We start from the raw sequence: 23,613 nt of genomic DNA, 5'->3' as shown, positions 1-23,613 counted from the left end.
GCCTATATCGACGTGATCCGCAAACCGCGGCGCAGGTCTTCGAGCTCGTCGACGGCCATCCGCTTGGACACCGAGGCATCGGTGACCATCCCGGAGCCGTGAAAGGTACCCGGGTAACCGCGCAGTTCGGTCGGCACATTGGCTTGTGACAGCCGCCGAGCGTACTCGATCCCCTCGTCGCGCAACGGGTCGAACTGACACACCATCACAACCGTTGAGGGAAGGCCCGAGAGGTCCGCGGCACGCGCAGGCGCGGCATACGGTGAAACACCCGCAGTACCGCGTTTTCCTTCACCGAGATACGAATCCCAGCTGAACACCGCCGACGGCCGACTCCACATCGGAGTATCAACGTACGTCCGCATGGATTCGGTCTCGAGCCGGTCGTCCAGTTCGGGCACACCGAGATGCTGGAAGACGACCGCCGGGCCACCGCGGTCACGAGCCAGTAGAACGGTTCCCGCGGCGAGCCCGCCGCCCGCGCTGCCACCCGCGACACCAATCCGCACTGGGTCGATTCCCAGCTCGGTCGCCTTGGCGGCAGTCCACACGAGTGCCGCGTAGCAGTCCTCAACCGGCCCAGGGAACGGCGTCTCCGGAGCCAACCGATAGTCCACGGAGAGCACGACAATGCCGAGCACGTCGGCGTATTTCAGGCACGCGCTGTCGGACATGTCGACATCGCCGGCCACGAATCCACCGCCATGGATGTACACGAGGCCCGGCCGAGTACCGCGCGTATTCGGTGGCGCATAAATCCGGACCCGCACGTCAGGCTCGCCCGCCGCCCCGGGGATGAGTTCGTCCCGGACATCGATCGGCTGGCTGGGCTCATATACCGGCATCCGGGCACGGATCTCGGATATCCGAGGGCGGGCCGCGAGCAGGTCCTCATACGTGCGCAACGGGTGGCTCGGCAACACTTCGAGCCACGGAACGATTTCTGGGTCGATGGCGTATTCAGTCATTGGCTCAGATCCCCAGTCCTCGGCTCAGGTCCGCCAGCTGATCAGCGGCGGCCCGCTGGGTCACGGCGGCGTCACCGATCAGCGTTGAGCCGTGGAAACTCCCAGCGTAGCCCCGCAGTTCGGTCGGCACATTGGCCTGTGACAGCCGCCGGGCGTACTCCAACCCCTCATCGCGCAACGGGTCGAACTGACACACCGTCACCACGGTCGGCGGCAAACCCGCCAGATCCGCGGCACGGGCGGGAGCGGCATAGGGTGAAACATCCTCGGTCCCTCGCTTGCCCTCACCGAGATACGAATCCCAGCTGAAGACGGCGTTCGGATAGTTCCACATTGGCGTGTCGACGTATTCCCGCATGCACTCGGTCGCCAGCCGGTCGTCCAGTTCCGGGATCCACAGGTACTGGTAGCACAGCGCGGGACCGCCGCGGTCTCGGGCAAGCAGAGTCGTCCCGGCCGTCAGCCCACCGCCCGCGCTCTCCCCGCCGATCGCGAGGCGGGCCGGGTCGATGCCAAGCTCCGAGGCCTTGGCGGCGGTCCACAGCAGCGCCGCGTAGCAATCCTCGACCGGGCCGGGGAACGGCGTCTCGGGCGCCAGCCGGTAGTCCACCGCCACCACGACGATCCCGAGTTTGTCCACGATGGGTATGGCGTAGAGGTCGGCCATCTCCAGCCCGCCCATGATGAATCCGCCGCCGTGGATGTAGAACAGCGCCGGCTGGGGGCCTTCCCGGTCCGCGCGCCGGTATATGCGGACAGCGACGTCCGGCGCGCCCGCTGGGCCAGGCACCACCTCGTCTCGAATGTCGATCGGGTGCGTGGGCTCGTAGGGAGTCACCTTGTCACGCATCTGGTCAAGACCGGCGCGTACCTCGGCGAGCGATGTGGCGTCCCGGACCTCGAACAGGGGCAACATGTCCAGCCAGGGGAGCAATTCAGGATCGATGGCGTACTTGCTCATATCCCAAGGCTCTGCCACGGCCATATCGTGACGCACCAGCCATCTGGCGGCGATTCGGACATTCTCCCCCGACAGATGGCGGTGGCGTAACCTCGCCAGAATGGAGGGCCTGCTGCTGCGGCTGTCGTCATTGGACGCCGACGCCGAGAACGCGGTGCGGGTGATCGGCTTCTTCGACCGGCTGATCGCCACCCGCGCCAGCCTCGACACGATCGTGAGCAAGGCGCGCGCACTGGCCGAATGTCCGCTCGGGGTGTCCTCCTCGGCCCGTGGCCTTCAGGTCGGCGGTCCAATCCCGGCGCACGCGACCAGGCGTGAACTCGAAGACGGCACGGTGGTCTGGTTGGCTCGTGACGGCAAGCCGTTGCCGTTGGACGAAATGGTGTTGGAACGCTTTTCCATCGCGGTCGCGCTGTCGCTGGAGCTCAGCCGGGTTCCCTTGCCCGCGTTGGGTGACCCGGCGCTGGTGGAGCTTGTCCTGTCAGACAGCGCGGGCGAGGCTGAACGTTCCCGCGCGCTGCACCTGCTCGGACTGAAGCCGACGACCCCGCTGCGTGTCCTGGCCGTGAGAGGCACGCCGACGGGCCTGTCCGCCGCGCTGGGCTCGTTGCACGCAGTACTGGCGCCGAACGAAATTCCCGACCAGGACGGCGAAGTAGGCATCAGTGCGCAGGTGCCTGCGATCAACGCCCCAGCCGCATGGGCCGAAGCACGGACCGTGCTGCGGTTCACGTCGCAGGCGTGTCCGGTCGGGCACGCGGATGAACTGGGCAGCCAGATCGCGCTCGCGTCGTTATCCCGTGAGCACATCGCCACGTTGCCGGATGTGATCGCATTGGACGGATTGGATCCGCAACTGCTGACTGTGCTCACCGCCCTGGTTCGCACCAACTCCAACCGCAAGGCGGCAGCGGCCGTCCACCGCCACCACAGCACGATCCCGGCCCGTATCGCTCAGGCGGAGCCCGCCTTGGGCTTTCCGATCGACACACCCAGCGGCCGGTTTCGTCTGCAACTCGCGCTGATCCTGCGCCACCTGCGCGACAACTAGGGCGGCCTCAGCCGACCGCTGAGCGGGGATGGACCTGGCTGCTGAAATCAGGTCGCCGACAGCTCCCTGGCGTAGCAGACCGACAGCGGGTCCTGGTCGTAAGGCGGGAAGTTCGGGATGCGCGTGTACCCGGACTTCTCATACAGCCGGATCGCCTCCGGCTGCCGGATCCCGGTCTCCAGAATGACTCGGCGGCCGCCTGCCTCAAGGACAGTCGAATGGGCCGCTTCGATCAACAGCTGCGCGACACCCGTGCCACGCGCGGTGGGCATCACGAACATGCGCTTGAGTTCGAAGTCATCGCCCTTCGGTTGCACAGCAACACATCCGACTGGTTCCTGGCCACGGCACGCGATCATGAAACGGACGTCCGGCGTAATCGGCATCGGGCCGATCGCCTCGTCGCTGTACCGGCCCCAGAGGTCACGGTCCAACTCGGCGATGAGGGTCTTGAGGCGCACATCGTCCGGCTCGACCGCAACGACGTGCAGCAGGTCTTTCGCGAGCCAATAGGCCACGTAGTCGTCGTCGTTGAACGGCTCGACCTCGACGTAGCCGCACTTGGCGTACAGCGAACGCGCCTCAACCAGGTCCTCACGGACGTCGAGGCGCATGGTCACCGCGTCATGCTGGCGGGCCACGAGTTCCGCTTGGGCCAGCAGCGCTAGCGCCACTCCGCGGCCACGTGCGGCAGGAGCCACATAGACCCGCTTGAGTTCGGCGAAGGGCTTGACCGACAGTCTCAGGGCGACACAACCAACCTGCTCACCGTCCACAGTGGCCACAAGCATCAGCAGATCGTCGCTCGGTTCATCGAGCATGATCTCGTCAACCTCGGCCGAGGTCATCGGCCTGCCGTAGTACCTGCCGACAATGTCGAAGTAGTAGTCGCGCAGCAGCGGTGTGGCCTCAGCCACCGACACAGAGGTGATTCGCACGATCCGATCGTCATCGCGCCGTCAACATTATTTCGGGCACATGTCAGTAGGCGCGCGGCAAACACTCAGTCATCGTGCGAACCAGTTGACCAAGAGGATCAGAATAGGCACCAATAGGGGAGCACCGATGCACGCGGCGAGCGTGCTGTTGGCTGAACCATCGGCGACAAGGCGAACACGACAGCAGCCACGCCACCGGCAAGTACAACCAGGAATCCAACGACCGAGATCAACACCGAAGAGAAGGACCAGCTTCTCGTCCAGCCCTGATCTCGGCCGAACGATCCGGATTCGCAGTAACCAAGACTCGTCAGGAGTCCGACGGCGACAGCGCCCCCTACCCCGACCAACATCAGAACCCCAGCACAACAGCCACGACACCTGCTATTCCTTGGCCGCGGAGTCACCGCGGGAGCCTGCTGTCGACAACGACGAAAACGGGAAACAGCAACAGAATCCCCACGCACGCGGCGAAACTCCCGTCCCCGACACCTTCGGCCCAACCGACGGCGAGAACGAGACCGGCCACGCCGCCGACGCCCATCAAAGGCAATGCGAGGTAGAGCGCCAGATAAGCCGGCGTGGCCTTGGCCCAGTTGTTCGAGTTCCGGCTGCGATACCCGACGACCACCACCGTGATCAGGACGCACGCGACGGCGGCAACCCCGGTCCACAGTAGAACCCAGAGCACGTCAGCCATAGCGCCGACGCTCAGCGATCGCACGATCGGCAGCCAAGACCATCATCGCGCCACTCAGTCCGCCAGCCAGGACGCGATCGTCGAACTTGTCCTCTGTGGCCGCAAGAACGGCACCGGCCGCGATACCGAGCGGTTCTAACCGATGAGCCACCTCCGCGGGCACCATCAACATCAGCAAGGCGATCTCTTCGCCGTCGCCACTGTCGTCGTTCTTGCCCATGATCCGCGCCGCGAGCACTCCCGCCATCGTGCCGAACCGGAAGAACACCGCCAGCCACAACAGGATCCGCAGGCCGAAGTTGAAAACCTTCATCTGACACCTCCAGTAGTCACGCTTTGACGCGCGTCAGGTACACGGCCACACCGAGATAGGCCCACAGCCCCAGGCCGAGCGCCGCGTACAACGGGGCTTCGCGCGCGTCGCTCAGGACTCCGGCTGCCAGCACGAAACCGGCCACCCCGCCGAGAACACCGAGCAGCACCGACAGCCCGATCGGCAGGATCATCAGGAACTCGGACCCTGTCGGCGAACGGTTCCGTCTGCGCAGCCCGGCAAGCAGGCGCATCCCCGCGATCGTGCCGATGTTGACGACGATCGCCAGCCAGATCAGACCCTTCAACACGTTCTCCATGGGCACAAGCATCAACCCGAATCGGACAGAATGTCAAGACATAAAGTCCGGACATCATGTCCGGCAAAGTAGGATGCAGCCATGCCGTCCATGACCCGGTCGAACAAAACTGCTCGCAAGGAACGCCGCGACGCGATGGAGCAGCGCGTCATAGTCGCGACCGAGGAGCTGGTCAGGGAGGGCGAGAGCTTCGCCGAACTGAGCGTCGAGCAGCTCGCCAGCGCCGCGGGCATCTCGCGATCGACCTTCTACGTGCACTTCGAGGACAAGGGCGATCTCGCTCGCCGGATGACCAAGGGCGTCATCGCCGAGCTGGAAGGCGTGTCCAACGACTGGTGGTCGACGGCCGATCGAGCCGACCGCGAGCAGCTCCGGACTGCCGTGAACGCGATCATCAACGTCTACCAGCGACGTGGCGCCGCCTTCACGACCGTCTCCCAAGCGGCCGCCTATGACACGACAGTCGCCGAGGAGCTTCGCGGCCTCATGCAGCGGCTCATCGTGGCGACCAAGGAGGCGATCGAACTCGGCCAGGCCGCAGGCGTGATGCGTCCGGTCGAGCCCAAGGAGACCGCGGCCGTACTCACCTGGATGATCGAACGAGTCGGGCATCAGCTGCTTCGACAGACCGACCCGAGCAGCCACGTCAAGATCGCCGACACGCTCACCGACGTCATCTGGTCCACGCTGTACCGGGTCTGAGCGGCCAGTATCACACCGTCACGACTTGCGAGGCGATCACACACGGGCCAGTATTTGAACTGACCAGTCAGTTCAAATGAAGGGTCAGGGCTGTGGAGATCCGAGCCGAGCGAGTCGGGGTAGACGGTCCGCACGGGCCGTTGCTGCGCCCGACCTCGCTGAGCGTGCGCGAAGGGGAAGTCACGCTCGTCACGGGCGAACCCGGCGCCGGTCACACCACTCTCGCCCTCGCCCTGGCTGGGCGGATCCGCCCCTCCCACGGCACGGTCACGCTCAACGGCGAGCAGGACGCCACGAAGCTGCGTAAGCACGTCGTCCTTGTCGACGCGCCCGGCGTCAACGAGCCGGAAGACGGCCTGAAACTCGGCGACGCGATCGCCGAGGAGCTGATGCACGCGGGCCAGCGGGTGAACCGCAAAGCCGTCCAGCAATGGCTGCGAACCCACGACGCCGAGCAGTACGTCGGCGCGCGCGTCGAGAACGTCCCGCCACAGGTCCGTACGCGCCTGCTGGTCGAGGTCGCGAGCTCGAAGCCGGGTGTGCGGGCTTTGCTGCTCGACCAGCCGGACCGGCATGTCAGCGACGCCCAGAACTGGTGGCCACAAGCCGTTTCCCAAGCCGAACGCGGCCTCGCGGTCGTCGTGCTGTGCGCTCCGGCGACAGCGCAGACGTTGCCCACCCCGGCCGCCCACATCGGAGTGATCGAAGAATGAGCGCCCTTCGCCTGGCGGGCAACGAAATCCGCCGCATCACCGCGGGCAAACTGCCGAGGCTGGCCGTGCTCGCGCTCGTCCTCGTGCCGTTGCTGTACGGCTCGTTGTACCTGTTCGCCAACCACGATCCGTACGGCAGGCTCGACCACATCCCGGCCGCGCTGGTAATGGCGGACGAAGGCACGCCGGAGCTGGGCAACGCGGGCGACAAGGTCGCCACGAAGCTGCAGGATTCCGGTGCGTTCCAATGGAACCGGGTCAGCGCGCAGGACGCGGAGACCGGCGTGCGGGACGGCAAGTACTCGTTCTCGATGACGATCCCGAAGGACTTCTCCGCCGCACTGAGCTCCAGCAGCGCCTTCCACCCGCGCCAGGGCCTGATCACGGTGACCACCAACGACGCCAACAACTACCTGGTCGGCACGATCGCCGACAAGGTGTCCAGCGAGGTGCGCCAGTCGATCACCTCCGAGGTCGGCCAGACCGCGGCGGACAAGTTCCTGCTCGGCTTCGGCACGATCTACTCCGAGACCCAGAAAGCCGCGGGCGGCGCGGGTCAACTGGCGGACGCGACCGGCAAAGCCCGTGACGGCTCCGCACAGCTGGTCGACGGCCAGCGCAAACTTCTCGACGGCGCGACGCAGATCTCCGGCGGGCTCGGTGAGCTCAGCACTGGCCTGAACACGTTGCACGACAAGACAAAGGATCTGCCGGCCAACGCGCAGAAGCTCGCCGACGGAGCCGCGCAGGTAGCGGCCGGGAACGCGCAGGTCGCGACGCAAGGCCAGCACATCGCGGACGTGGCCAAGCAGTTCGTAGGCGGCCTTGACCAGCTGAACGGGGACATCGCGGCGAAACTGCGAGCCGCGGGCTTCACCGAGGAGCAGGTGCAACGTGTGATGACCGCGTTGAGCCAAGCACGCCAGCCAATCGACGACGCCAACGGCAAGGTCCAGAACGCGGCGTCCCAGCTGAACAAGCTCGCCACGGGCGCCAAGCAGGTGTCCGACGGCGCCGCGCAACTGGCCGCTCAGTCGCCCGCTCTGGCCGACGGCATCGCCAAGGCCGCCGCGGGCGGCACGAAACTCAACACCGGTGCAGCCGAGCTGGCCAACGGCGAGAAGACGGCCTACGACGGCCAGGTCAAGCTGGCCGACGGCAACAAGCAGATCGCCGACGGCGCGGCCAAGCTCAGCGACGGCTTGCACCAAGGCCTTGGCCAGATCCCGCATCCGGACGACCCGACCCGCACCGCGACCGCGCAGACCATCGGCAACCCCGTGTCGATCAGCACGGTCAGCAACGTGAAAGCCGGAAGCTATGGCGCCGGTCTCGCGCCGTTCTTCTTCAGCCTGGCAACGTGGATCGGCGCCTTCGTACTGTTCCTGCTGCTCAAACCGTTGTCCAGCCGGGCGATCGCGGCCGGTCAACCCGCGTGGCGAGTGGCGATCGCCGGCTGGCTGCCCGCGGCCGGTCTCGGCCTGCTCCAGGTCGTCCTGCTGTTCACGGTGGTCACCACGATCGTCGGGATCGACGCGCACCGGCCGCTGGCGGCGTTCGGCCTGCTGGCGTTGGCATCGCTGTCGTTCACCGCGATCCTGCACGCGCTCAACGCGTTCTTCGGCGCGGTCGGCAAGTTCCTCGGCCTGGTGTTGCTGATCCTGCAGCTGATCAGCTCGGGTGGCACGTTCCCGTGGCAGACGTTGCCGGACGTGTTGTACCCGTTGCATTCCGTGCTGCCCATGGGATACGTGGTCGACGGGATGCGGCACCTGCTCTACGGTGGATCGATGGTCAGCGTCGGTGAGGACGTGCTCGTGCTGGTGGCCTACCTTGCCGGCGGGCTGCTCGTGTCCACATTGGCCGCGCGGCGCCAGCGGATGTGGACGCCGTCGCGCCTCAAGCCGGAGCTGGTGTTGTGAGCCCGCGAACCCAGGCAACGAAACAGAAGTTGTTCGACGCGACCCTTCGGCTGGCGAACACCAAGGGCATGGTCGGCCTGACCGTCGACGACATCGCGGCCGAGGCCGGTGTCGCGAAAGGCACGGTCTACTACAACTTCGGCAGCAAGGACGGCCTGATCGACGCGCTGCTGCGCTATGGCGTCGACCTGCTGGCCGACCGGCTGCGTAAGGCCGAAGAGGTCGAGGATCTCGTCGACGCGGCGCTGTCGTACTTCGCCGACTATCCGGCGTTCGCGCAGTTGCTGGTCAGCGAGCTGTGGCGGACGCCAGGCCAGTGGCACGACACGTTGACGCTGCTGCGTGACGACATCGTGTCGATCGTCAAGCAGCACATGCAGCGCCTGGCCGAAGGCGGCAGGCTGCCAGACGGCGTGCAAACCGGCACGGCCGCATCGGCGTTGTTCGGCACGTTGCTCGTGGTCGCGCTCGATTGGCAGGTGTTCCAGCCGCAACGCACTCGCGACGAAGTCCGCGAATCGGTGATGTTGCTGGTCAGGGGTCTCGGCCAGAATCAGTGAAACTCGGAGGAACCTGACGGCCCACCCGCGCCTCGTGTCTGGTGAGGAGAGGGGGCGAATTGTCCGACCAGTGGTTCGCCGAACTGTACGAGGCGTCGTACCGGCGCATCGTCGTAGCGACGTATGGCCTGGTCGGAGACCTTGGTGAGGCGGAGGAACTGGCGCAGGAAGCCTTCGCTATCGCCTACAGCCGGCGCCGCCGTGTGCGTGCCACCGACAACCCGGAAGCGTGGTTGTACACGGTGGCTATCAACCTCGCGCGGCGGCGTTGGCGCCGACGTAACACGCTGGACCGGTTGCTACGTCGGGAAACACCGCTACCGCATGCGGAACCGCCGGACAGCTGGGCCGGTGAACACCTTGAGCTGCACGCGGCGATCAAGAAATTGTCCTACGAGCACAGGGCGGTTGTCGTGTTGCACTACCTGGCCGACATGCCGGTCGACGAGGTGGCCGCGACACTGGACATCCCTGTGGGCACAGTGAAATCCCGGCTCGCCCGGGCGCGGGCGGCGCTCGCCACCACGCTCGGCGTGCACCGGGAGGTGGAGAATGCCTGATCCTGACTTCGACGGGTTGCGCGACACCCTGCGCAACGCCGTCCAGCAACCGCCCGTGAGCGACGTGATCACACGCGCGGAGCGACGGTCGAGCCGTCGGCGCCTCCAGATCCTTAGCGCCGCAACGGTCGTGCTCGTCGTCGCTGCTGTCCCGTTGCTACGGCTGGGAATGCAATATGACGGGGCCACGCCGACCAGCCGGACTGGCCAGAACTCCGTTGTCTCGGTGGATTTCTACGATCTGACGAATGGTTTCGCGCTCGGCGTCTCGTGTGAGAAGGAATCAGTCTGCGAGCCGTTGGTCATCGCCACAGGCAACGCCAAGGAATGGGAAGAACGCACGGCACCGCCAATCGAGACGGGTTTCAGCAGACATCCGGACCGGCTGGTCGCGCTCGGCATCTCGACGTTGATCATCGACGACTACCGGTCCGACGACACCGTCAAGCGCTTCTTCTCCAGCGATGGCGCCAGGACGTGGCAGGAAGTGCCGATCCAGAGCGGGCGGATGCCGTACACCAAGTTCGGCGTCTCGACGATCTTGGAATGCCGCAACGGCAAGGTGAGTGCGGTGCTCACCGGCAACGGCCACAGCGTCGACCTGGCCAATCAGCCGCCGTTCGAGGTGCGGTCGTGCCAGCCGTACCCGGATTCGCACAAGGTCTGGTGGGTCGCAGGGGTGGATCCGGCGACCGGCAAGCCCACGGTCGCCTCGACCAAGGACGGCGAGAAATGGACGCAGAGCGAGTTGCCTGCGTTCACACCACCACCGGCGTCGCAGATCACGTCCGCGGATTACCCGTCGATTTCGATCATCACGGCCCCCACGGCCGTCTACGCGACAATCACCAACCCTGACTCCCCCGCCAACCTGGTCGTGATCTTCCGAAGCACGGATTCGGGCCGGACATGGCAACAGACCTGGCAGGCGGCCGGCGGCATCCAGCCGACGATTATCTCGGGCGTTCCCGTCGCCGGAACCGATGGAAAGCTGCGTATTTCGCAATATCCGAAGGTCATGGACGAGGTATGGACCAGTGCCGACGGCGGGAAGAGCTTCGTCGCCGAACCGAGCGCCCATGCCGCCGAGATGCGCTGGATTCGGACCGGCTACCTGGGCATCCGCGCGGACAGCTCGACCAGCGGCCAGTACCTGGTCTCGTACGACGGAATCGGCTGGAAGGAGATAAAGCTGCAATTCCCCTAGACATCCCGGCGTGGTTGTGTGCGGCCTCGCCGCGCGTGCCGACCGGGCGTGGTCACGGTCACATACGCCATCCCTGTTATGAATCACAGAAGCCCAGGACTTGTGCGCGCGGTTAAGCGGCACGAAACTGAGCGCCAGTTCGTTGCCGACTGGGGGTCGATGTGACAACGGGGTTGAAGTTTCGCGTGCTCGGCTCTTTGGTGGCCGGTGACGCCGAGCTCGGGGGTACGAAGCCGCGGGTGTTGTTGGCGACGTTGCTGCTCAACGCCAACCAAACGGTCACCTACGACATGCTGACCGACGCGCTGTGGCCGAATCGAAGACCGCGATCGGTCGCGGCGAATCTGCGGACGTACGTGAGTTCGTTGCGCGCCAGCTCACCGGAGATCAGCTCCCGGATGCGGACCGACCGGCTCGGATATTCGATCGTGGTCGGTCAAGGCGAGCTCGACCTGATCGAATTCACCGAGCACGTCGCGAGAGCCCGTCAGTTCCGGGCCGCCGGAGCGCTGGCGGAAGCCGCCGAGCAGCTCGAACACGCATTGGCGTTGTGGCGCGGCGACCCACTGGCCGACCTGCCCGGAGTACACGCCTGGGGCGACCGCCTCGCGGCATTGGCCGAGGCCAGAGTGGTGGCGACGGAGGATCTGCTCGGCCTGCGCGTGGCGGAAGGGCGCTATCAGGACGCGATCGCCGAACTACGCCCGTTCCTAGCCGAGCATCCGTTCCGCGAATCCGGCTGGCAGCAACTGCTGCTGGCACTCAACGCCAGCGGGCAGCAAGCCGAGGCGCTGCGAACGTATGGCGAGATCCGCAAGCGCCTGGTCAACGAACTGGGCGTGGAGCCAGGGCCGGAACTGCGGAAAGTGCACGCGGCGATCCTCAAAGGCGAGGCGCCACAGCAGGAACCGGTCATCGTCCGCGCGGTGCCCCGCCAGTTGCCGCAGGACGTCCCGGATTTCACCGGACGCGGCAGGCACATTGCGGCACTGCGCGCGGTCTTCACATCAGCCGACGACAGCGCATCGGTCGCGACTATCGTCGGCTCGCCAGGCGTCGGCAAGACGTCGCTGGCCGTGCACGTGGCGCATCTGCTGAAGGACGAATTCCCGGACGGTCAGCTCTACGTGGACCTAGCCGGAACCACCAGCAGGCCGCGGACCGACAAGGAAGTCCTTGGCAGCTTGCTGCGTTCGCTCGGAGTGACTGGCGCCGCGTTGCCAGACACTGCGCACGACCGGGCGACGCTGTACCGCTCGCTGGCGTCGGAAACCCGGATGCTCGTGCTGTTCGACGACGCAGCCAATGCCGCCCAGGTGCAAGGTCTGCTGCCCGCGGACAACTGGGGCGTGCTGGTGACAAGCCGCCAGCGGATGGCGGAGCTGCCCGCGTCGCACCAGATCGAGCTCGACGTGCTGCCTACCGCGGAAGCCGGTGAACTACTCGGCAAAATCGCTGGGCTTGACCGCGTGAACCGCGAACCCGAAGCGGCCGAAGCGATCCTGCAGTCCTGCGGCTACCTGCCATTGGCGATCCGAATCGCAGGCGCTCGTATCGCCGGAAGGCGCGGCTGGACACTGAACGTCCTCGAACGACGCCTTGCCGACGAAACCCAGCGGTTGAGCGAACTGAAAACCGGCGAACTGGCGGTGCGAGCAAGTTTCGATCTGAGTTACCGCCAACTCCCCGAGGACGCGGCGGCGGCGTTCCGGCTGTTGGGCAGGCTCGGTTCAAGCACGATTCCGGAATGGGCAGTGGGAGCACTGCTCGACCGTCAGGACAGCGCGGATCTGGTCGACGTCCTCGTTGACGCGAACATGCTGGAAATAGCGGGCATGGACGTGATCGACCAGCCGCGTTACCTGATGCACGACCTGATCCGCGTATACGCGCGGGAAGCAGCGGAATCGGACGCCCGCGAGCAGCTGAGCAGGGTGATCTCCGGCTGGCTCGGACTGGTGGAAACCGCACTGTCCACAATGCCGGTGAGCATCTTCCGCCCACTGCCCTACAACGGACAACGACACAAGGTCAGTCAGTCCATAGTAGACGCGATCACAGCGGATCCCTTGCAATGGCTTGACGCGGAACACGAAACCCTGATCTCGATCATCGAACTGGCAGCGAGCGAAGGCCTCGACACCCTCGCATGCGTCCTAGCGACATCGTTGGTCCCCTACTTCGACCACCGCTGCCACTTCGACTCATGGCAACGCGTGCACGAAACAGCATTGAAGTCGGCAAAGGACACCTTGAGCCAAGCCGCATTGCTGCGCGGCTTGGCCCAGGTACACCTGTACCGCGATTCGTACAGCACGGCTGAAGCAATGTTCGCCAAGGCGCGCGCCCTGTTCATCGAAGCAGGCGACTCAATGGGCGAAGGCTTCGCGAGCTGCGGCGTCGGCGCAACACGTTATTTCCGCGGCCGACCACTGGCAGCACTGCCGTACTTCCACAAAGGACTGAACATCTTCGTCGACAAAGCCGACGTACACGCGGAAGCCTACGCGCGGCAAGCAATCGGCAAAGCCCAAATGGCCATCGGAAACCAGACGGAGGCAGCGAACTGGCTCGAGCGGGCATTGGCACTGTCGCGCGAGGCAGGCGACCATCACCGAGAAGGCCGCGTCCTGAGCGAACTGGGCAGATTGCACGGCGGCGCAGGGTTTACGAAGAAAGCCGTGCGATACTTGGAAATGTCCCTGGACATCCTGCGCGGCCTCGGCGACGACCTTTGCTCAGCGTACGCGTTGCACTGGTTGGCCGACCTGCACACAACATCCGGAGACTTCGGCCGCGCGGAAGTCGAAGTACGCCAAGCCCTGGCCGCCTTCCGCCGCCTCAAAGACCGCAGCGGCGAGGAAAAAGCCGAGTGGACCTTGACCGTCCTACGCCAACGCCGCGGCACAAGGTTAGAGCAGATCACCGGCTAGCCAGCCACCGAAGCAACGGACGCCTTACTCACGTAAAGAACCTCTACCGCATCCGACCCCGGGCAGCCCCCGCCACTCCCGGGGGGGCGACCCCGAGGCCAGTCTATCGGCGGGGGTTGATCGACAGTGGGGTTCTTGGCGGTTGTGGATAACTGGATTTGCCGATGATCCCTTTGCTTCAGTGCAGCGCGGTCCAGGGCCGGAATTCACCCACCTGGTGGACGGCGTGCTGCCGGCCATCCAGCGCCCTGCGGACCCCGGCCATCACGCCCTCCGCGGTCTCGCGGTGGGTGAGCCAGCGAGTCCGGCCCGCGTTGCGGCGGAATCCCAGGACCACCTGCTGCGTCGGGTTGCCGGACAGCACAGGCTCCGGGCAGCCCTGCAGCGGGTTGGCCGAAGCGCTCCCGTGCACCTCGACCACCGGGCTGTCCTCTTCCAGCAGCGGACTCACCGCCCGCAGGACTGGCACCCGGAAGCTTCCGTGGATCCAGGCGACCAGCAGACTCGCCGGTCCGCCCAGTGCGATGTGCGCCCGCTCAGCCAGTTCGTTCGGCTGAGCCCAGTCAGCTTGAACCCATACCGCGCCGTGGGTGTCCAACGGCCGCCGCCGGCTCGGAGAGACCACATACCAGCCCTCGCTGGTCAACGCCTCCACGCAACCAGCGAGCATCCCCGTCCCACCCAGGACCAGCGCGCGACGTTGCGACGGCATCATCCCAATCTACCGAGCTGACATGAAAAGGCAACATCAGACAAAACGCTCTTGGTGCACAACGGCTTCGAGCGGTAGCCGACTTCGCCAGCCATGCCGTTCCAAGTCCGGGACGTCGTGCACGCGCGACACCGGTCCGAGGCACAGCCAGGCGACTGGCCGGATCGACGCGGGAATGTTCAGCAGGTCACGCAGGAAATCCTCGCGATAGAAACTCACCCAGCCGACGCCGAGTCCTTCCACGGTCGCCGCGAGCCACAGATTCTGGATCGCCAGGCACACCGAGTACAGACCTGCGTCGGCGATCGCGTGCCTGCCGAGCACCGCGGGCGCGCCCTTCGCCGGGTTGTACGTCACTACCACCGACAGCGTCGATTCAAGAATCCCTTCGATCTTGATACGACTGAAGGTCGATGCCCGTTCTCCGCTGAGCTGATCGGCGAACGTCTCCCGCTCCGACGCCACGTGATGCTGGAAAGCCTTACGAGTCACAGGATCGCGCACGATCACGAAGTCCCATGGTTGACTCAGCCCAACGCTGGGCGCCGCGTGCGCGGCGCCCAGCACTCGCCGGAGGACGTCGTCGTCGACCGGCTCCCCCGTGAACTCGGCCCGTACGTCCCGGCGCCGGTTGATCACCTCATAGAAATCCACGTCCGGACACTAACGACCCAGCTTGCGGTATCGGCGGACCGACAACGGCAGGAAGATGGCGATCAACACCACAGGCCAGACCAGCGCGAGCAGGATCGAGTTCTGCGAGGCCCAACTGTCGCCGCCGAAGCCCGGATTGGCGAAGAGCTCACGCGTCGCGCCGACAGTCGCGGACAACGGGTTCCATTCCGCGATCGTGCCGAGCCAGCCCGGCATCATCTCCGGCGCCACGAAGGTGTTCGCGATCATCGTGATCGGAAACAGCAGGCCATAGACACCCGCCGCGCTCTCCGAGTTCGGCAACAGCAGGCCGATGTAGATGCCCAACCAGATCACCGCGAACCGCAGCAGCAACAACAGCGCCAGTGCGCCAAGCATCGCGCCGAAGCTGCCACGCCACGTCCAGCCAACGGCCAGGCCGCACAGCACCAGCACGACAAGGTCCAGCAGCGAGTTCAGCATGTCCGCGGCACTGCGGCCGACAACCACGCCCGAGCGCGCCATCGGCATCGACCGGAACCTGTTGGTGATGCCGCGCTCAGTGTCAGCGACGACCGCACTCATGGTGACGCCGATGCCGAACATCATCGACTGCGCGAACATGCCTGGCATCAGGAACTCGCGGTAGTCTCCGCCACCCGGCACCGACATCGCGCTGCCGAACACGTAACCGAACAGCAGCACCGACACGATCGGAAAGGTCAACCCGCCGATCAGCAACCCGGGCTGACGGACCCGCTGCATCAGGTCGCGTTTCGTGATCACCCAGGCGTCCGACGTGCCCCAGCGCATGCGTTCCCACGGCGACATTGGGATGACCGGCGTCAGAATCATGCCGCCACCTCCGCCTTATGACCGGTGAGCCGCAGGAAGACCTCGTCGAGCGTCGGCCTGCGGATCGAGATGTCCTCGGCTTCGATGTCGACCGAAGCCAGCACGCTGACCAGCTCGGTCAACGCGTGTACGCGACGGACCACCGGCGAGGAGATCCGGCGGTCGTCCTCGTCCATCTCGACTGTCTGGCCGGTGATCCGCTCGAGTATCTCGGCTGCTTTGGCCATATCGGCGAAGTTGTGCAGGACGACGTCGATCTGGTCACCGCCGATCTCGGACTTCAGCTGCGTCGGCGTTCCCTCGGCGATCACCTTGCCGCTGTCGATCACCGCGATCTGATCGGCGAGTTGGTCGGCCTCGTCGAGGTACTGTGTGGTCAGCAGCAGCGTCATGCCGCCGTCGACGAGGGTCCGCAATGCGCGCCAGACTTCGTTGCGGTTACGCGGATCCAGGCCGGTCGTCGGTTCGTCCAGGAACAGCACCGGTGGCGCCATGATCAAGCTCGCCGCCAGGTCCAGCCGGCGACGCATGCCGCCGGAGTAATGCTTCGGTGCCTTGTTCGCGGCGTCCGTGAGGTTGAACTGCTCGAGCAGCTCGTCCGCGCGAGCACGAGCGACCTTCGCGCTGAGGTGATACAGGCGCCCGAACATCACCAGGTTGTCGCGCCCGGTGAGGATCTCGTCGACCGCGGCCTCCTGGCTGTTGAGGCCGATCCGGTAGCGCACCTCGGCCGACTGCTTGACCACGTCGAACCCGGCGACTTCGGCACGCCCGGCGTCGAACTTCAGCAAGGTGCTCAATATGCGGACCGCGGTTGTCTTGCCCGCACCGTTCGGGCCGAGCAGCCCGCACACCGTGCCATCGGGAACGACCAGGTCAAACCCGTCCAGCGCCGTCGTGTTCTTGTAGTTCTTCCGTAGACCTTCGGCGAGAACCGCAGGACTCATTCGCTTACCCCCTAACTGGGTACAGCGTACCCTAAACGTCGTACACTGTACCCAGTTCTATTATTTACGCAAGATGAGCACCGAATACAGCGGCGGCGACGTGACGGTCAGCCTCAGGCTGCTCTGGGGACTGGACGAACGGCCGAGCCGCGGCCCGAAGCCGTCACTGACCGTCGACAAGATCGCCGCCGCCGGCATCGAGCTGGCCGACGAGGAAGGCCTTGACGCGCTGTCGATGCGACGCGTCGCGGCCAAGCTCGGCGTGGGCACGATGTCGCTGTACCGCTACGTACCGAGCAAGGCCGAACTGATCGACGTGATGCTCGACCGGGCGATCGCGTCGGAGGACACGTTCAACCACATGTCCGGCCTTGAAGGAAAAGGCTGGCGCGAGAAGATGCACGCGATCGCGCACGCCTCCCGCGAGCTCTACCTCCGGCACAACTGGTTGCTGCACGTGTCCCCGGTGCGCCGCCTGCTCGGTCCGGGCGCGCTGGCCAGTTTCGAGTATTTCCTCGACGTGATGGCGGAAACGACACTGACCGACGCGGAGAAGATCAACACGATCGGTCTCATCGACGGGTACGTCATCAGCGCGACCAAATCGGTGATCGAAGCAGCACAAGCAGCCGAGCGAACCGGCGTCAGCGACGAGGATTATTGGGAAGCGCACCGGCCATTCCTGGAACAAATCCTGGCGACCGGCGACTACCCGAACATGGTCAGCATGGCCCCCGGCACGTTCGAGGAGGCCATCGCCACATCGTTCGACTACGGATTGGATCGCGTCCTCGACGGCCTCGAACTCCTGATCAACTCAAGGAAATGAGCCAGTATTTCGCGGCTGAGGGCAAGACCCTGTGGAACCGGTCGAACGGTGCCGCACGGCTCTACGTTCACTGCGCCAAGGCGATGAGCGATTTCACCGGCGTCCCATCAGGAATCGGCCCACTGATCTCGAACCACCCGATCATTCTGTCCATAATGGACAGATTCGTCGCGACCAGCATCGTCATGGTTCAACGGTCAGGCGGCGAACTTCCCGCGCTAGCCGGTCCGGCACAACGGCTTTCCGGGATTCCAGCGGCGGGCGTGACGCGGCTGATCGAGCTAGCCGCTGTCCACGCTCGCGCCATGCCTGACTAGGCCGGACAGTCCAACTGGCCATTCAGCGCGGTTTCGGAGGCACCAGTGTCGGAAATCCTGACGCTGGAGGTGGTCCGGGGTGTTGCTGACGCTGACTTTGTTCTTCGGCGGCCAGTGGCGTGGTCCTTCTGTACCGCCGGTTCGACAAGGCCGCTACGTCGCCAGCTTCTCGGTGCTGCTCGTCATCGTGCTCGTCAAGGCGAAGAAGTAGCCGCGGGGTTTCGGGCACGAGGGCGCCTCGAAACCCCGCGGCGAGCATGGTGATGTTGGCCGCGCCACGAATGCGGCAGAGGCCGGTCGACGTCCCCACTCTTCCAGAGCTGGATCGGCGTGTTCATAGCAATCCGCTTGGCCATGCGCCACCACAGGATCTCGCCACGGACTTTCGCCGTAGAGCCGTCACGCGGCGCTCCCCACTGACAAACCTTGCCCGCCGTGAACCAAGTCCCGGCGGGCAAGGCGCCGGGTCAGTGCGCGGCGTCGTTCCAGGAACGACCGAAGCCGACCGAGACGTCCAGAGGGACGTCCAGGTGGTAGGCGCTGCCCATGCCGTCGCGGACGAGTTCCTCGACGGTCGCCTTCTCGTCGGCGACGACTTCGAGCACGAGTTCGTCGTGCACCTGCAGCAGCATCCGGGATTTCAGGCCGGCATCTTTGAGCTTGGAGTGGACGTTGAGCATGGCGACCTTGATGATGTCGGCCGCGCTGCCTTGGATCGGTGCGTTGAGGGCCATCCGCTCGGCCATCTCGCGGCGCTGGCGGTTGTCCGAGTTGAGGTCCGGCAGGTAGCGGCGGCGGCCGAAGATCGTCTCGGTGTAGCCCTCGCGGCGTGCTTTGTCCACAACGGACGTGAGGTAGTCGCGGATCCCGCCGAAGCGCTCGAAATATTCCTCCATCAGGCCACGCGCTTCTTCGGTGGAGATTCGAAGCTGTTGCGAGAGGCCGAAGGCGGACAGGCCGTACGCCAGGCCGTAGTTCATCGCCTTGACCTTGGCCCGCTGGGAACCGCTGACCTCGGTTGGTTCGACGGAGAACACGCGGGCGGCGGTCGCGGCGTGGAAGTCGAAGCCGGAGTTGAACGCTTCGACAAGGCCCTCGTCGTGCGAGAGGTGGGCCATGATGCGCATCTCGATCTGTGAGTAGTCCGCCGTCATCAGTTCGGAGTACCCCGCGCCAACGACGAACGCGTCCCGGATCCGGCGGCCTTCCTCTGTCCTGATCGGGATGTTCTGCAGGTTGGGCTCTTGGGACGACAACCGGCCGGTGGCCGCGATGGTCTGGTTGTACGTGGTGTGGATCCGGCCGTCGTCGGCGACCGACTTGATCAAACCGTCCACAGTGGTCTTCAGGCGGGTCGCGTCCCTGTGCTCGAGCAGGTGCTGCAGGAACGGGTGCGAGGTCTGCTCGAACAACGTGGTCAGCGCGTCGGCGTCCGTCGTGTAGCCGGTCTTGGTCTTCTTCGTCTTCGGCATCTGCAGCTCGTCGAACAGCACGACCTGCAGCTGCTTGGGCGAGCCGAGGTTGATCTCCTTGCCGATCACGCCGTACGCGTCCTGCGCCGCCTGCTTGACCCGGGCGGCGAAGTGGGCCTCGAGTGAGGCGAGGTGCTCCATGTCGATGCAGATGCCGATGCCCTCGATCTCGGCGAGCACTTGGAGCAGGGGCAGCTCCATCTCGGCGAGGAGCTTGGCGCCGCCGGTCGATTCGACCTCGGTGGCCAGTGCCTCGGCCAGTTCGGCGACGGCTCGGGCGCGGACGACCTCGGTGGCGGCGAGCTTCTCGCCCTCGTCGGCCTCGTCGAACATGGACAGCTGCTGCTCGCCCTCGACCTCCTCGACCCGCAGCTCGCGCTTGAGGTGCCGCAGGACGAGGTCGTCGAGGGAGAACGAGCGTTGGCCTGGCCGGACGAGGTAGGCGGCGAGCTCGGTGTCCATCACGAGGCCGCCGAGTGTCCAGCCGCGTTGGGCGAGGCCGTGCAGGGCCAACTTCACTGCATGGGCGACCTTGGGCACCGCGGGATCTGCGAGCCAGGCGGTCAGCGCGCGCTCATCCTCTTCACGCAACGACACAACGTCGATGAAGGTTCCGTCCCCGTCGACACCGGCCACTGTGATGGACAAAAGATCGACGGCTCCGGGACCGCCGGTGTGGCGAAATGCCAGGCCAGTGCGCTTGCCGGCGGGTGCGTGCTCGGCCAGCCACGCACCCAGTCCGCCCTCATTCACGTTCGACGCCTTGACTTCGAAGCCCGCTTCTGCTTCGGGCTCAGCGGCCTGCAGGCTCTGGAACAACCGGTCCCGCAGAACCCGGAATTCCAGCTCGTCGAACAGCCGGTGCACCGCATCCCGGTCCCAAGCCTGCGCGGCGAGGTCGACGGGGGTGGCTGGCAGGTCGAGGTCGCGCACCAACTGGGTGAGTTCACGGTTGAGCACCACGGACGACAGGTTCGCCCTGAGGTTGTCGCCGACCTTGCCCTTGACCTTGTCGACCTGGTCGATCAGGTTGTCGAGCGAGCCGTACTCCTGGATCCACTTGGTGATCGTCTTCTCACCCACACCGGGGATCTTCGGCAAGTTGTCCGAGGGGTCGCCGCGCAGTGCCGCGAAGTCCGGGTATTGGGTGGGGGTCAGTCCGTATTTGGCCTCGACCGCGGAAGGCGTGAACCGCGTCATCTCGGAGACGCCGCGCGACGGGTACAGCACGGTCGTGTGCTGCGTAACCAACTGCAGTGCGTCACGGTCGCCCGTACAGATCAATACGTCGAAATCGCCTTCGGCCTCCGCCTGGGTGGCGAGGGTCGCGATGATGTCGTCGGCCTCGTAGTTCTCCTTGGTCAGCATCGGGATCTTCAACGCGCCGAGCACGTCCTCGATCAGGCTGACCTGGCCTTTGAACTCGTCCGGTGTGGCGCTCCGGTTGGCCTTGTACTCCGTGTACTTCTCACTGCGGAACGTCTTGCGCGACAGGTCGAACGCGACCGCGATATGCGTTGGTTTCTCGTCACGCAGCAGATTGATCAGCATCGACGTGAAGCCGAAAACGGCATTCGTGTGCTGCCCTGTGCCGGTCTGGAAATTCTCCTTCGGCAGGGCGTAGAAGGCTCGGTAGGCCATCGAGTGGCCATCTATCAGGAGGAGTCGATGCTGGTGGTCTGCCACGCCAGCGAGTCTAGGCCGACCCACCGACAACTTTGCTCCGGCCTTGCATACCCTCTACTGGTTGCGTACAGAAACTTTTAAGTGGAGGTTCCGCTCATGGGGGAGCTAGTCGAGCAGCTCAACGAGAAGATGGGTATCGAGGTCACCGACTGGACCCCCGATCGCGTCGTCGCGACCATGCCTGTGAAGGGCAACCGTCAGCCGTACGGACTGCTGCACGGCGGAGCCAACGCGGTGCTGGCGGAGGCCGTCGGTTCGGTCTGCGCGGCGTTGAAATCAGATGGCAAGCCGACGGTCGGTTTGGAGCTCTCGTGCACGCACCACCGCGGCGTGCGTGAAGGACTGGTCACGGCCGTGGCAACGCCGCTGCACGTGGGCCGCAGCACGGTCACGGTCGAGATCGTGATCACCGACGAATCTGACCGCCGCACCTGCACGGCCAGGCTTACTTGCATGGTGTTGCAGAACGTCCCCGGCTCCTGAGTTGGATCTCGACCTCGCCCAGGTCAGGGCATTCGTCGTCACGGCTGACCAGCAGCATTTCAGCCGGGCGGCCGACGCGTTGTTCCTGACCCAGCAGGCGTTGTCCAAGCGGATCAAGCGGCTTGAGGAATCGCTGAACACGCAATTGTTCTCGCGCACCAACCGCGCGGTCGAACTGACTGAAGACGGCCAGAAGTTCCTGCCGCACGCGCGTGAACTGATCAGGGTCGCCGACGCGGCCGTGGCTGTTTTCCAAGAGCAGCCGCTGAAGCTCGATCTGATCGACTTCCGGCTCGCGCCCGCGTTCATCCTGCGCAAACTCGCTGAGCAGGATCCAGGCCTGCTGGTCGAACGCAGCGCACGGCAAGGCATCGACAACTCCATCGAGCCGCTACGAAACGGCGAGCTCGACGTGGCGTTCGGCTTCGTGCACAGGCCGCTGCCGGAAGAACTCGATCATCGCCTGGTCCGGCTGGAACCGATCCTCGCGTTGCTCCCGCCCGAGCACCCGCTCGCGAGTCAAGACGCGATCCGGATCGAGGACCTCGCGCAAGAAGGTCTGTGGCTGCCCTCCCGGAAAGGTCCAGCGGAGTGGGGCTATTTCATCCACCAGCTGGGCAAGGATCTCGGGCTGAAGATCGACGACAGCGGAAACAGCTACGACCTGCGGCACACGTTGGAACAGGCCCGCTACGGCAAACCCCGGGTCACGTTGGTCGGCGCGGACATGGAACTTCCGCGTGACCTGAACCTGATTGTCCTGCCGTTCAAGCCTTTGCCGTTGTTCCCGTGGTCGATCGTGTGGCACAGGCAAAACAAGGGGCCAGCCCTCCGCGAGCTGCTTGCCTTGGCAGGCAGGACAAGCCGCGCGGAGGGCTGGTGCGACTACGACCCGGAAACCTCCTGGATCGGGACATAGCGCGTGTTCTGGAAGGACTCCTGCGTCCACTTGCCATCCCGTTTGACCAGGACGTTGATGTTGCGCGACACGGAATCCGGGCGGCATTCTGTGTCCGGTGGAACCAGCTGACATCCGGTTCGGACCACAAAAACCAAGTCACGGCCGACGAACCGAATCCGCTCGCCAAGGGTCTTCAATCGCGTCTTGTTGATGTAATTGTCGAAGTAGAACTGCATCCGCTCGGCAATCCCCTTGCGGGTCCGCAGGTGATCGGCGTTGAACGTCACAACGTCGGCGTCCTTGCTGAAAGTTGACGCGAACTTCGCACCATCCTCCTCGTACCACGAATCTTCCTGACGCTGCCGGATCTGTTCAATTGAGCCCGGGTAGCCCTTGGGCTCCGAAACCGGCACGACACCAGGCGCGAGCGGCTCGACCCTGGTGTTCTGGAACGACTCCTGCAACCACTTCCCGTCCCGTTTGGACAGAACGTTCGTGTTGCGGGACAACGATCCCTCGCGACATTCCACCGTCTCGACAATGCAGGTGGTACGCACGATGACGGCCAAGTCCCTGCGCACGTACCTGACATGCGAGTCGAGTACCTTCAACCGCGATTTCGGGATGTGGTTGTCGAAGAAGTACTGCATCCCTTCGGCAATCCCTTTCCTGGTCGAAAGGTGCTCGCCGTTGAACGTGACCATGTCCGCGTCCTCGTGGAAGGTGGCCGCGAACTTGGCCCCGTCCTGCTCGTACCAAGCGTCGTACTGCTGCTTGAGAATACGAGCGAAGTCATCCCCGGAAGCATTGGCCGAAGTGCCAATCCCCAGTGCCACAACCATTGCGCCGACCACTGCGGCGAACTTTCTCCCAGTCATGCTGTCAAACTAGGGAGTAGGTCACCGCGGGCACGTCCCCCAGGAGTTGTGAC

Annotated in this window: 25 protein-coding genes; 13 read left to right on the top strand and 12 right to left on the bottom strand. The window is 65.0% G+C overall.

All coding sequences use genetic code 11. The features are described 5' to 3' along the window. Window positions 1–2 precede the first annotated feature (2 nt). Together LWC34_RS02420 and LWC34_RS02415 are read right to left on the bottom strand one after the other, a co-directional pair. On the bottom strand, window positions 3–968 hold the full coding sequence (locus LWC34_RS02420; RefSeq protein ID WP_233722759.1) for an alpha/beta hydrolase: 966 nt from the start codon (window positions 966–968) through the stop codon (window positions 3–5). A gap of 4 nt (window positions 969–972) precedes the next feature. Then, entirely contained in the window at window positions 973–1,929 is a 957-nt protein-coding gene (locus LWC34_RS02415; RefSeq protein ID WP_233722758.1) for an alpha/beta hydrolase, read from the bottom strand. Between the two features lie 100 nt (window positions 1,930–2,029). Between LWC34_RS02415 and LWC34_RS02410 the strand changes: the two genes are divergently transcribed. Then, entirely contained in the window at window positions 2,030–2,980 is a 951-nt protein-coding gene (locus LWC34_RS02410) for a helix-turn-helix domain-containing protein (protein ID WP_233722757.1), read from the top strand. 47 nt (window positions 2,981–3,027) lie between these two features. Here LWC34_RS02410 and LWC34_RS02405 read toward each other — a convergent pair whose 3' ends face one another. The 4 genes from LWC34_RS02405 to LWC34_RS02390 form a co-directional block, all read right to left on the bottom strand. Further along, window positions 3,028–3,918, bottom strand: coding sequence for a GNAT family N-acetyltransferase (locus LWC34_RS02405; protein WP_233722756.1), 891 nt, complete (start codon window positions 3,916–3,918; stop codon window positions 3,028–3,030). A 403-nt stretch (window positions 3,919–4,321) separates the two neighbouring features. Continuing rightward, window positions 4,322–4,618, bottom strand: coding sequence for a hypothetical protein (locus LWC34_RS02400; RefSeq protein WP_233722755.1), 297 nt, complete (start codon window positions 4,616–4,618; stop codon window positions 4,322–4,324). Next, a complete protein-coding gene (locus LWC34_RS02395; protein WP_233722754.1) occupies window positions 4,611–4,931 on the bottom strand; it encodes a hypothetical protein in 321 nt (106 codons plus the stop codon). Before LWC34_RS02395 ends, LWC34_RS02400 begins: the two co-directional genes overlap by 8 nt. 16 nt (window positions 4,932–4,947) lie before the next feature. Then, a complete protein-coding gene (locus LWC34_RS02390; RefSeq protein ID WP_233722753.1) occupies window positions 4,948–5,250 on the bottom strand; it encodes a hypothetical protein in 303 nt (100 codons plus the stop codon). An 81-nt stretch (window positions 5,251–5,331) separates the two neighbouring features. On the opposite strand from LWC34_RS02390, the gene LWC34_RS02385 reads away from it, so the two are divergent. From LWC34_RS02385 to LWC34_RS02355, 7 genes are all read left to right on the top strand, one after another. Next, window positions 5,332–5,952: a TetR/AcrR family transcriptional regulator gene (locus LWC34_RS02385; RefSeq protein WP_233722752.1), complete on the top strand. Its 621-nt coding sequence runs from the start codon at window positions 5,332–5,334 to the stop codon at window positions 5,950–5,952. Between the two features lie 92 nt (window positions 5,953–6,044). Then, window positions 6,045–6,665, top strand: a complete 621-nt coding sequence (locus tag LWC34_RS02380; RefSeq protein WP_233722751.1) for an ATP-binding cassette domain-containing protein — start codon at window positions 6,045–6,047, stop codon at window positions 6,663–6,665. After that, window positions 6,662–8,587: a YhgE/Pip domain-containing protein gene (locus LWC34_RS02375; protein ID WP_233722750.1), complete on the top strand. Its 1,926-nt coding sequence runs from the start codon at window positions 6,662–6,664 to the stop codon at window positions 8,585–8,587. Before LWC34_RS02380 ends, LWC34_RS02375 begins: the two co-directional genes overlap by 4 nt. Further along, window positions 8,584–9,147, top strand: coding sequence for a TetR/AcrR family transcriptional regulator (locus tag LWC34_RS02370; RefSeq protein ID WP_233722749.1), 564 nt, complete (start codon window positions 8,584–8,586; stop codon window positions 9,145–9,147). Before LWC34_RS02375 ends, LWC34_RS02370 begins: the two co-directional genes overlap by 4 nt. Window positions 9,148–9,206: 59 nt before the next feature. Further along, window positions 9,207–9,707, top strand: a complete 501-nt coding sequence (locus LWC34_RS02365) for a SigE family RNA polymerase sigma factor (RefSeq protein WP_233722748.1) — start codon at window positions 9,207–9,209, stop codon at window positions 9,705–9,707. Further along, complete coding sequence (locus tag LWC34_RS02360) at window positions 9,700–10,914, top strand: beta propeller repeat protein (protein ID WP_233722747.1); 1,215 nt, start codon at window positions 9,700–9,702, stop codon at window positions 10,912–10,914. Before LWC34_RS02365 ends, LWC34_RS02360 begins: the two co-directional genes overlap by 8 nt. A 161-nt stretch (window positions 10,915–11,075) precedes the next feature. After that, on the top strand, window positions 11,076–13,847 hold the full coding sequence (locus tag LWC34_RS02355) for an AfsR/SARP family transcriptional regulator (protein WP_233722746.1): 2,772 nt from the start codon (window positions 11,076–11,078) through the stop codon (window positions 13,845–13,847). 178 nt (window positions 13,848–14,025) lie between these two features. On the opposite strand, the gene LWC34_RS02350 is transcribed toward LWC34_RS02355, so the two are convergent. The 4 genes from LWC34_RS02350 to LWC34_RS02335 are packed head-to-tail and all read right to left on the bottom strand — an operon-like array spanning window position 14,026 to window position 16,994. Next, complete coding sequence (locus LWC34_RS02350) at window positions 14,026–14,559, bottom strand: Rossmann-fold NAD(P)-binding domain-containing protein (RefSeq protein ID WP_233722745.1); 534 nt, start codon at window positions 14,557–14,559, stop codon at window positions 14,026–14,028. Window positions 14,560–14,595: 36 nt separating this feature from the next. Continuing rightward, window positions 14,596–15,213 carry a 5,6-dimethylbenzimidazole synthase gene (gene bluB / locus LWC34_RS02345; protein ID WP_233722744.1) on the bottom strand — a complete coding sequence of 206 codons (618 nt, stop codon included), beginning with the start codon at window positions 15,211–15,213 and terminating at the stop codon, window positions 14,596–14,598. Between the two features lie 9 nt (window positions 15,214–15,222). Then, window positions 15,223–16,047 carry an ABC transporter permease gene (locus LWC34_RS02340; RefSeq protein ID WP_233722743.1) on the bottom strand — a complete coding sequence of 275 codons (825 nt, stop codon included), beginning with the start codon at window positions 16,045–16,047 and terminating at the stop codon, window positions 15,223–15,225. Next, entirely contained in the window at window positions 16,044–16,994 is a 951-nt protein-coding gene (locus LWC34_RS02335; RefSeq protein ID WP_233722742.1) for an ATP-binding cassette domain-containing protein, read from the bottom strand. The genes LWC34_RS02340 and LWC34_RS02335 overlap by 4 nt, the downstream gene beginning before the upstream one ends. A 73-nt stretch (window positions 16,995–17,067) precedes the next feature. On the opposite strand from LWC34_RS02335, the gene LWC34_RS02330 reads away from it, so the two are divergent. The 3 genes from LWC34_RS02330 (at window position 17,068) to LWC34_RS56585 (ending at window position 18,351) form a co-directional block, all read left to right on the top strand. After that, a complete protein-coding gene (locus LWC34_RS02330) occupies window positions 17,068–17,823 on the top strand; it encodes a TetR/AcrR family transcriptional regulator (RefSeq protein WP_233722741.1) in 756 nt (251 codons plus the stop codon). Next, on the top strand, window positions 17,820–18,140 hold the full coding sequence (locus tag LWC34_RS02325; protein WP_233722740.1) for a DUF6086 family protein: 321 nt from the start codon (window positions 17,820–17,822) through the stop codon (window positions 18,138–18,140). The genes LWC34_RS02330 and LWC34_RS02325 overlap by 4 nt, the downstream gene beginning before the upstream one ends. Before the next feature lie 79 nt (window positions 18,141–18,219). Next, window positions 18,220–18,351, top strand: coding sequence for a hypothetical protein (locus LWC34_RS56585; RefSeq protein WP_284051408.1), 132 nt, complete (start codon window positions 18,220–18,222; stop codon window positions 18,349–18,351). A 256-nt stretch (window positions 18,352–18,607) separates the two neighbouring features. Here the strand turns inward: LWC34_RS56585 and polA are convergent, their stop codons facing one another. Next, a complete protein-coding gene (gene polA, locus LWC34_RS02320) occupies window positions 18,608–21,322 on the bottom strand; it encodes a DNA polymerase I (RefSeq protein ID WP_308199952.1) in 2,715 nt (904 codons plus the stop codon). A 72-nt stretch (window positions 21,323–21,394) separates the two neighbouring features. On the opposite strand from polA, the gene LWC34_RS02315 reads away from it, so the two are divergent. Further along, entirely contained in the window at window positions 21,395–21,781 is a 387-nt protein-coding gene (locus LWC34_RS02315; RefSeq protein ID WP_233722738.1) for a PaaI family thioesterase, read from the top strand. A 1-nt stretch (window position 21,782) separates the two neighbouring features. Further along, window positions 21,783–22,700 (top strand): LysR family transcriptional regulator, encoded by a 918-nt coding sequence (locus LWC34_RS02310; protein ID WP_233722737.1) that lies wholly within the window; start codon window positions 21,783–21,785, stop codon window positions 22,698–22,700. Here the strand turns inward: LWC34_RS02310 and LWC34_RS02305 are convergent. Continuing rightward, the gene (locus tag LWC34_RS02305) at window positions 22,667–23,560 is read right to left on the bottom strand and encodes an SgcJ/EcaC family oxidoreductase (RefSeq protein ID WP_233722736.1); all 894 of its coding nucleotides are present in this window, start codon (window positions 23,558–23,560) and stop codon (window positions 22,667–22,669) included. The genes LWC34_RS02310 and LWC34_RS02305 overlap by 34 nt on opposite strands. Between the last annotated feature and the right edge of the window lie 53 nt (window positions 23,561–23,613).

This window comes from Kibdelosporangium philippinense, from assembly GCF_021390435.2.
Classification (GTDB): domain Bacteria; phylum Actinomycetota; class Actinomycetes; order Mycobacteriales; family Pseudonocardiaceae; genus Kibdelosporangium; species Kibdelosporangium philippinense.
This window is presented reverse-complemented; position numbering and strand designations above follow the sequence as displayed.

Bases quoted from the DNA above. Each gene is read 5' to 3' on its own strand.
- LWC34_RS02420 (WP_233722759.1), bottom strand. From the start codon at position 968: ATGACTGAATACGCCATCGACCCAGAAATCGTTCCGTGGCTCGAAGTG.
- LWC34_RS02415 (WP_233722758.1), bottom strand. From the start codon at position 1,929: ATGAGCAAGTACGCCATCGATCCTGAATTGCTCCCCTGGCTGGACATG.
- LWC34_RS02410 (WP_233722757.1), top strand. From the start codon at position 2,030: ATGGAGGGCCTGCTGCTGCGGCTGTCGTCATTGGACGCCGACGCCGAG.
- LWC34_RS02400 (WP_233722755.1), bottom strand. From the start codon at position 4,618: ATGGCTGACGTGCTCTGGGTTCTACTGTGGACCGGGGTTGCCGCCGTC.
- LWC34_RS02395 (WP_233722754.1), bottom strand. From the start codon at position 4,931: ATGAAGGTTTTCAACTTCGGCCTGCGGATCCTGTTGTGGCTGGCGGTG.
- LWC34_RS02390 (WP_233722753.1), bottom strand. From the start codon at position 5,250: ATGGAGAACGTGTTGAAGGGTCTGATCTGGCTGGCGATCGTCGTCAAC.
- LWC34_RS02385 (WP_233722752.1), top strand. From the start codon at position 5,332: ATGCCGTCCATGACCCGGTCGAACAAAACTGCTCGCAAGGAACGCCGC.
- LWC34_RS02375 (WP_233722750.1), top strand. From the start codon at position 6,662: ATGAGCGCCCTTCGCCTGGCGGGCAACGAAATCCGCCGCATCACCGCG.
- LWC34_RS02360 (WP_233722747.1), top strand. From the start codon at position 9,700: ATGCCTGATCCTGACTTCGACGGGTTGCGCGACACCCTGCGCAACGCC.
- LWC34_RS02350 (WP_233722745.1), bottom strand. From the start codon at position 14,559: ATGCCGTCGCAACGTCGCGCGCTGGTCCTGGGTGGGACGGGGATGCTC.
- LWC34_RS02340 (WP_233722743.1), bottom strand. From the start codon at position 16,047: ATGATTCTGACGCCGGTCATCCCAATGTCGCCGTGGGAACGCATGCGC.
- LWC34_RS02335 (WP_233722742.1), bottom strand. From the start codon at position 16,994: ATGAGTCCTGCGGTTCTCGCCGAAGGTCTACGGAAGAACTACAAGAAC.
- LWC34_RS02330 (WP_233722741.1), top strand. From the start codon at position 17,068: ATGAGCACCGAATACAGCGGCGGCGACGTGACGGTCAGCCTCAGGCTG.
- LWC34_RS02325 (WP_233722740.1), top strand. From the start codon at position 17,820: ATGAGCCAGTATTTCGCGGCTGAGGGCAAGACCCTGTGGAACCGGTCG.
- LWC34_RS02315 (WP_233722738.1), top strand. From the start codon at position 21,395: ATGGGGGAGCTAGTCGAGCAGCTCAACGAGAAGATGGGTATCGAGGTC.
- LWC34_RS02305 (WP_233722736.1), bottom strand. From the start codon at position 23,560: ATGACTGGGAGAAAGTTCGCCGCAGTGGTCGGCGCAATGGTTGTGGCA.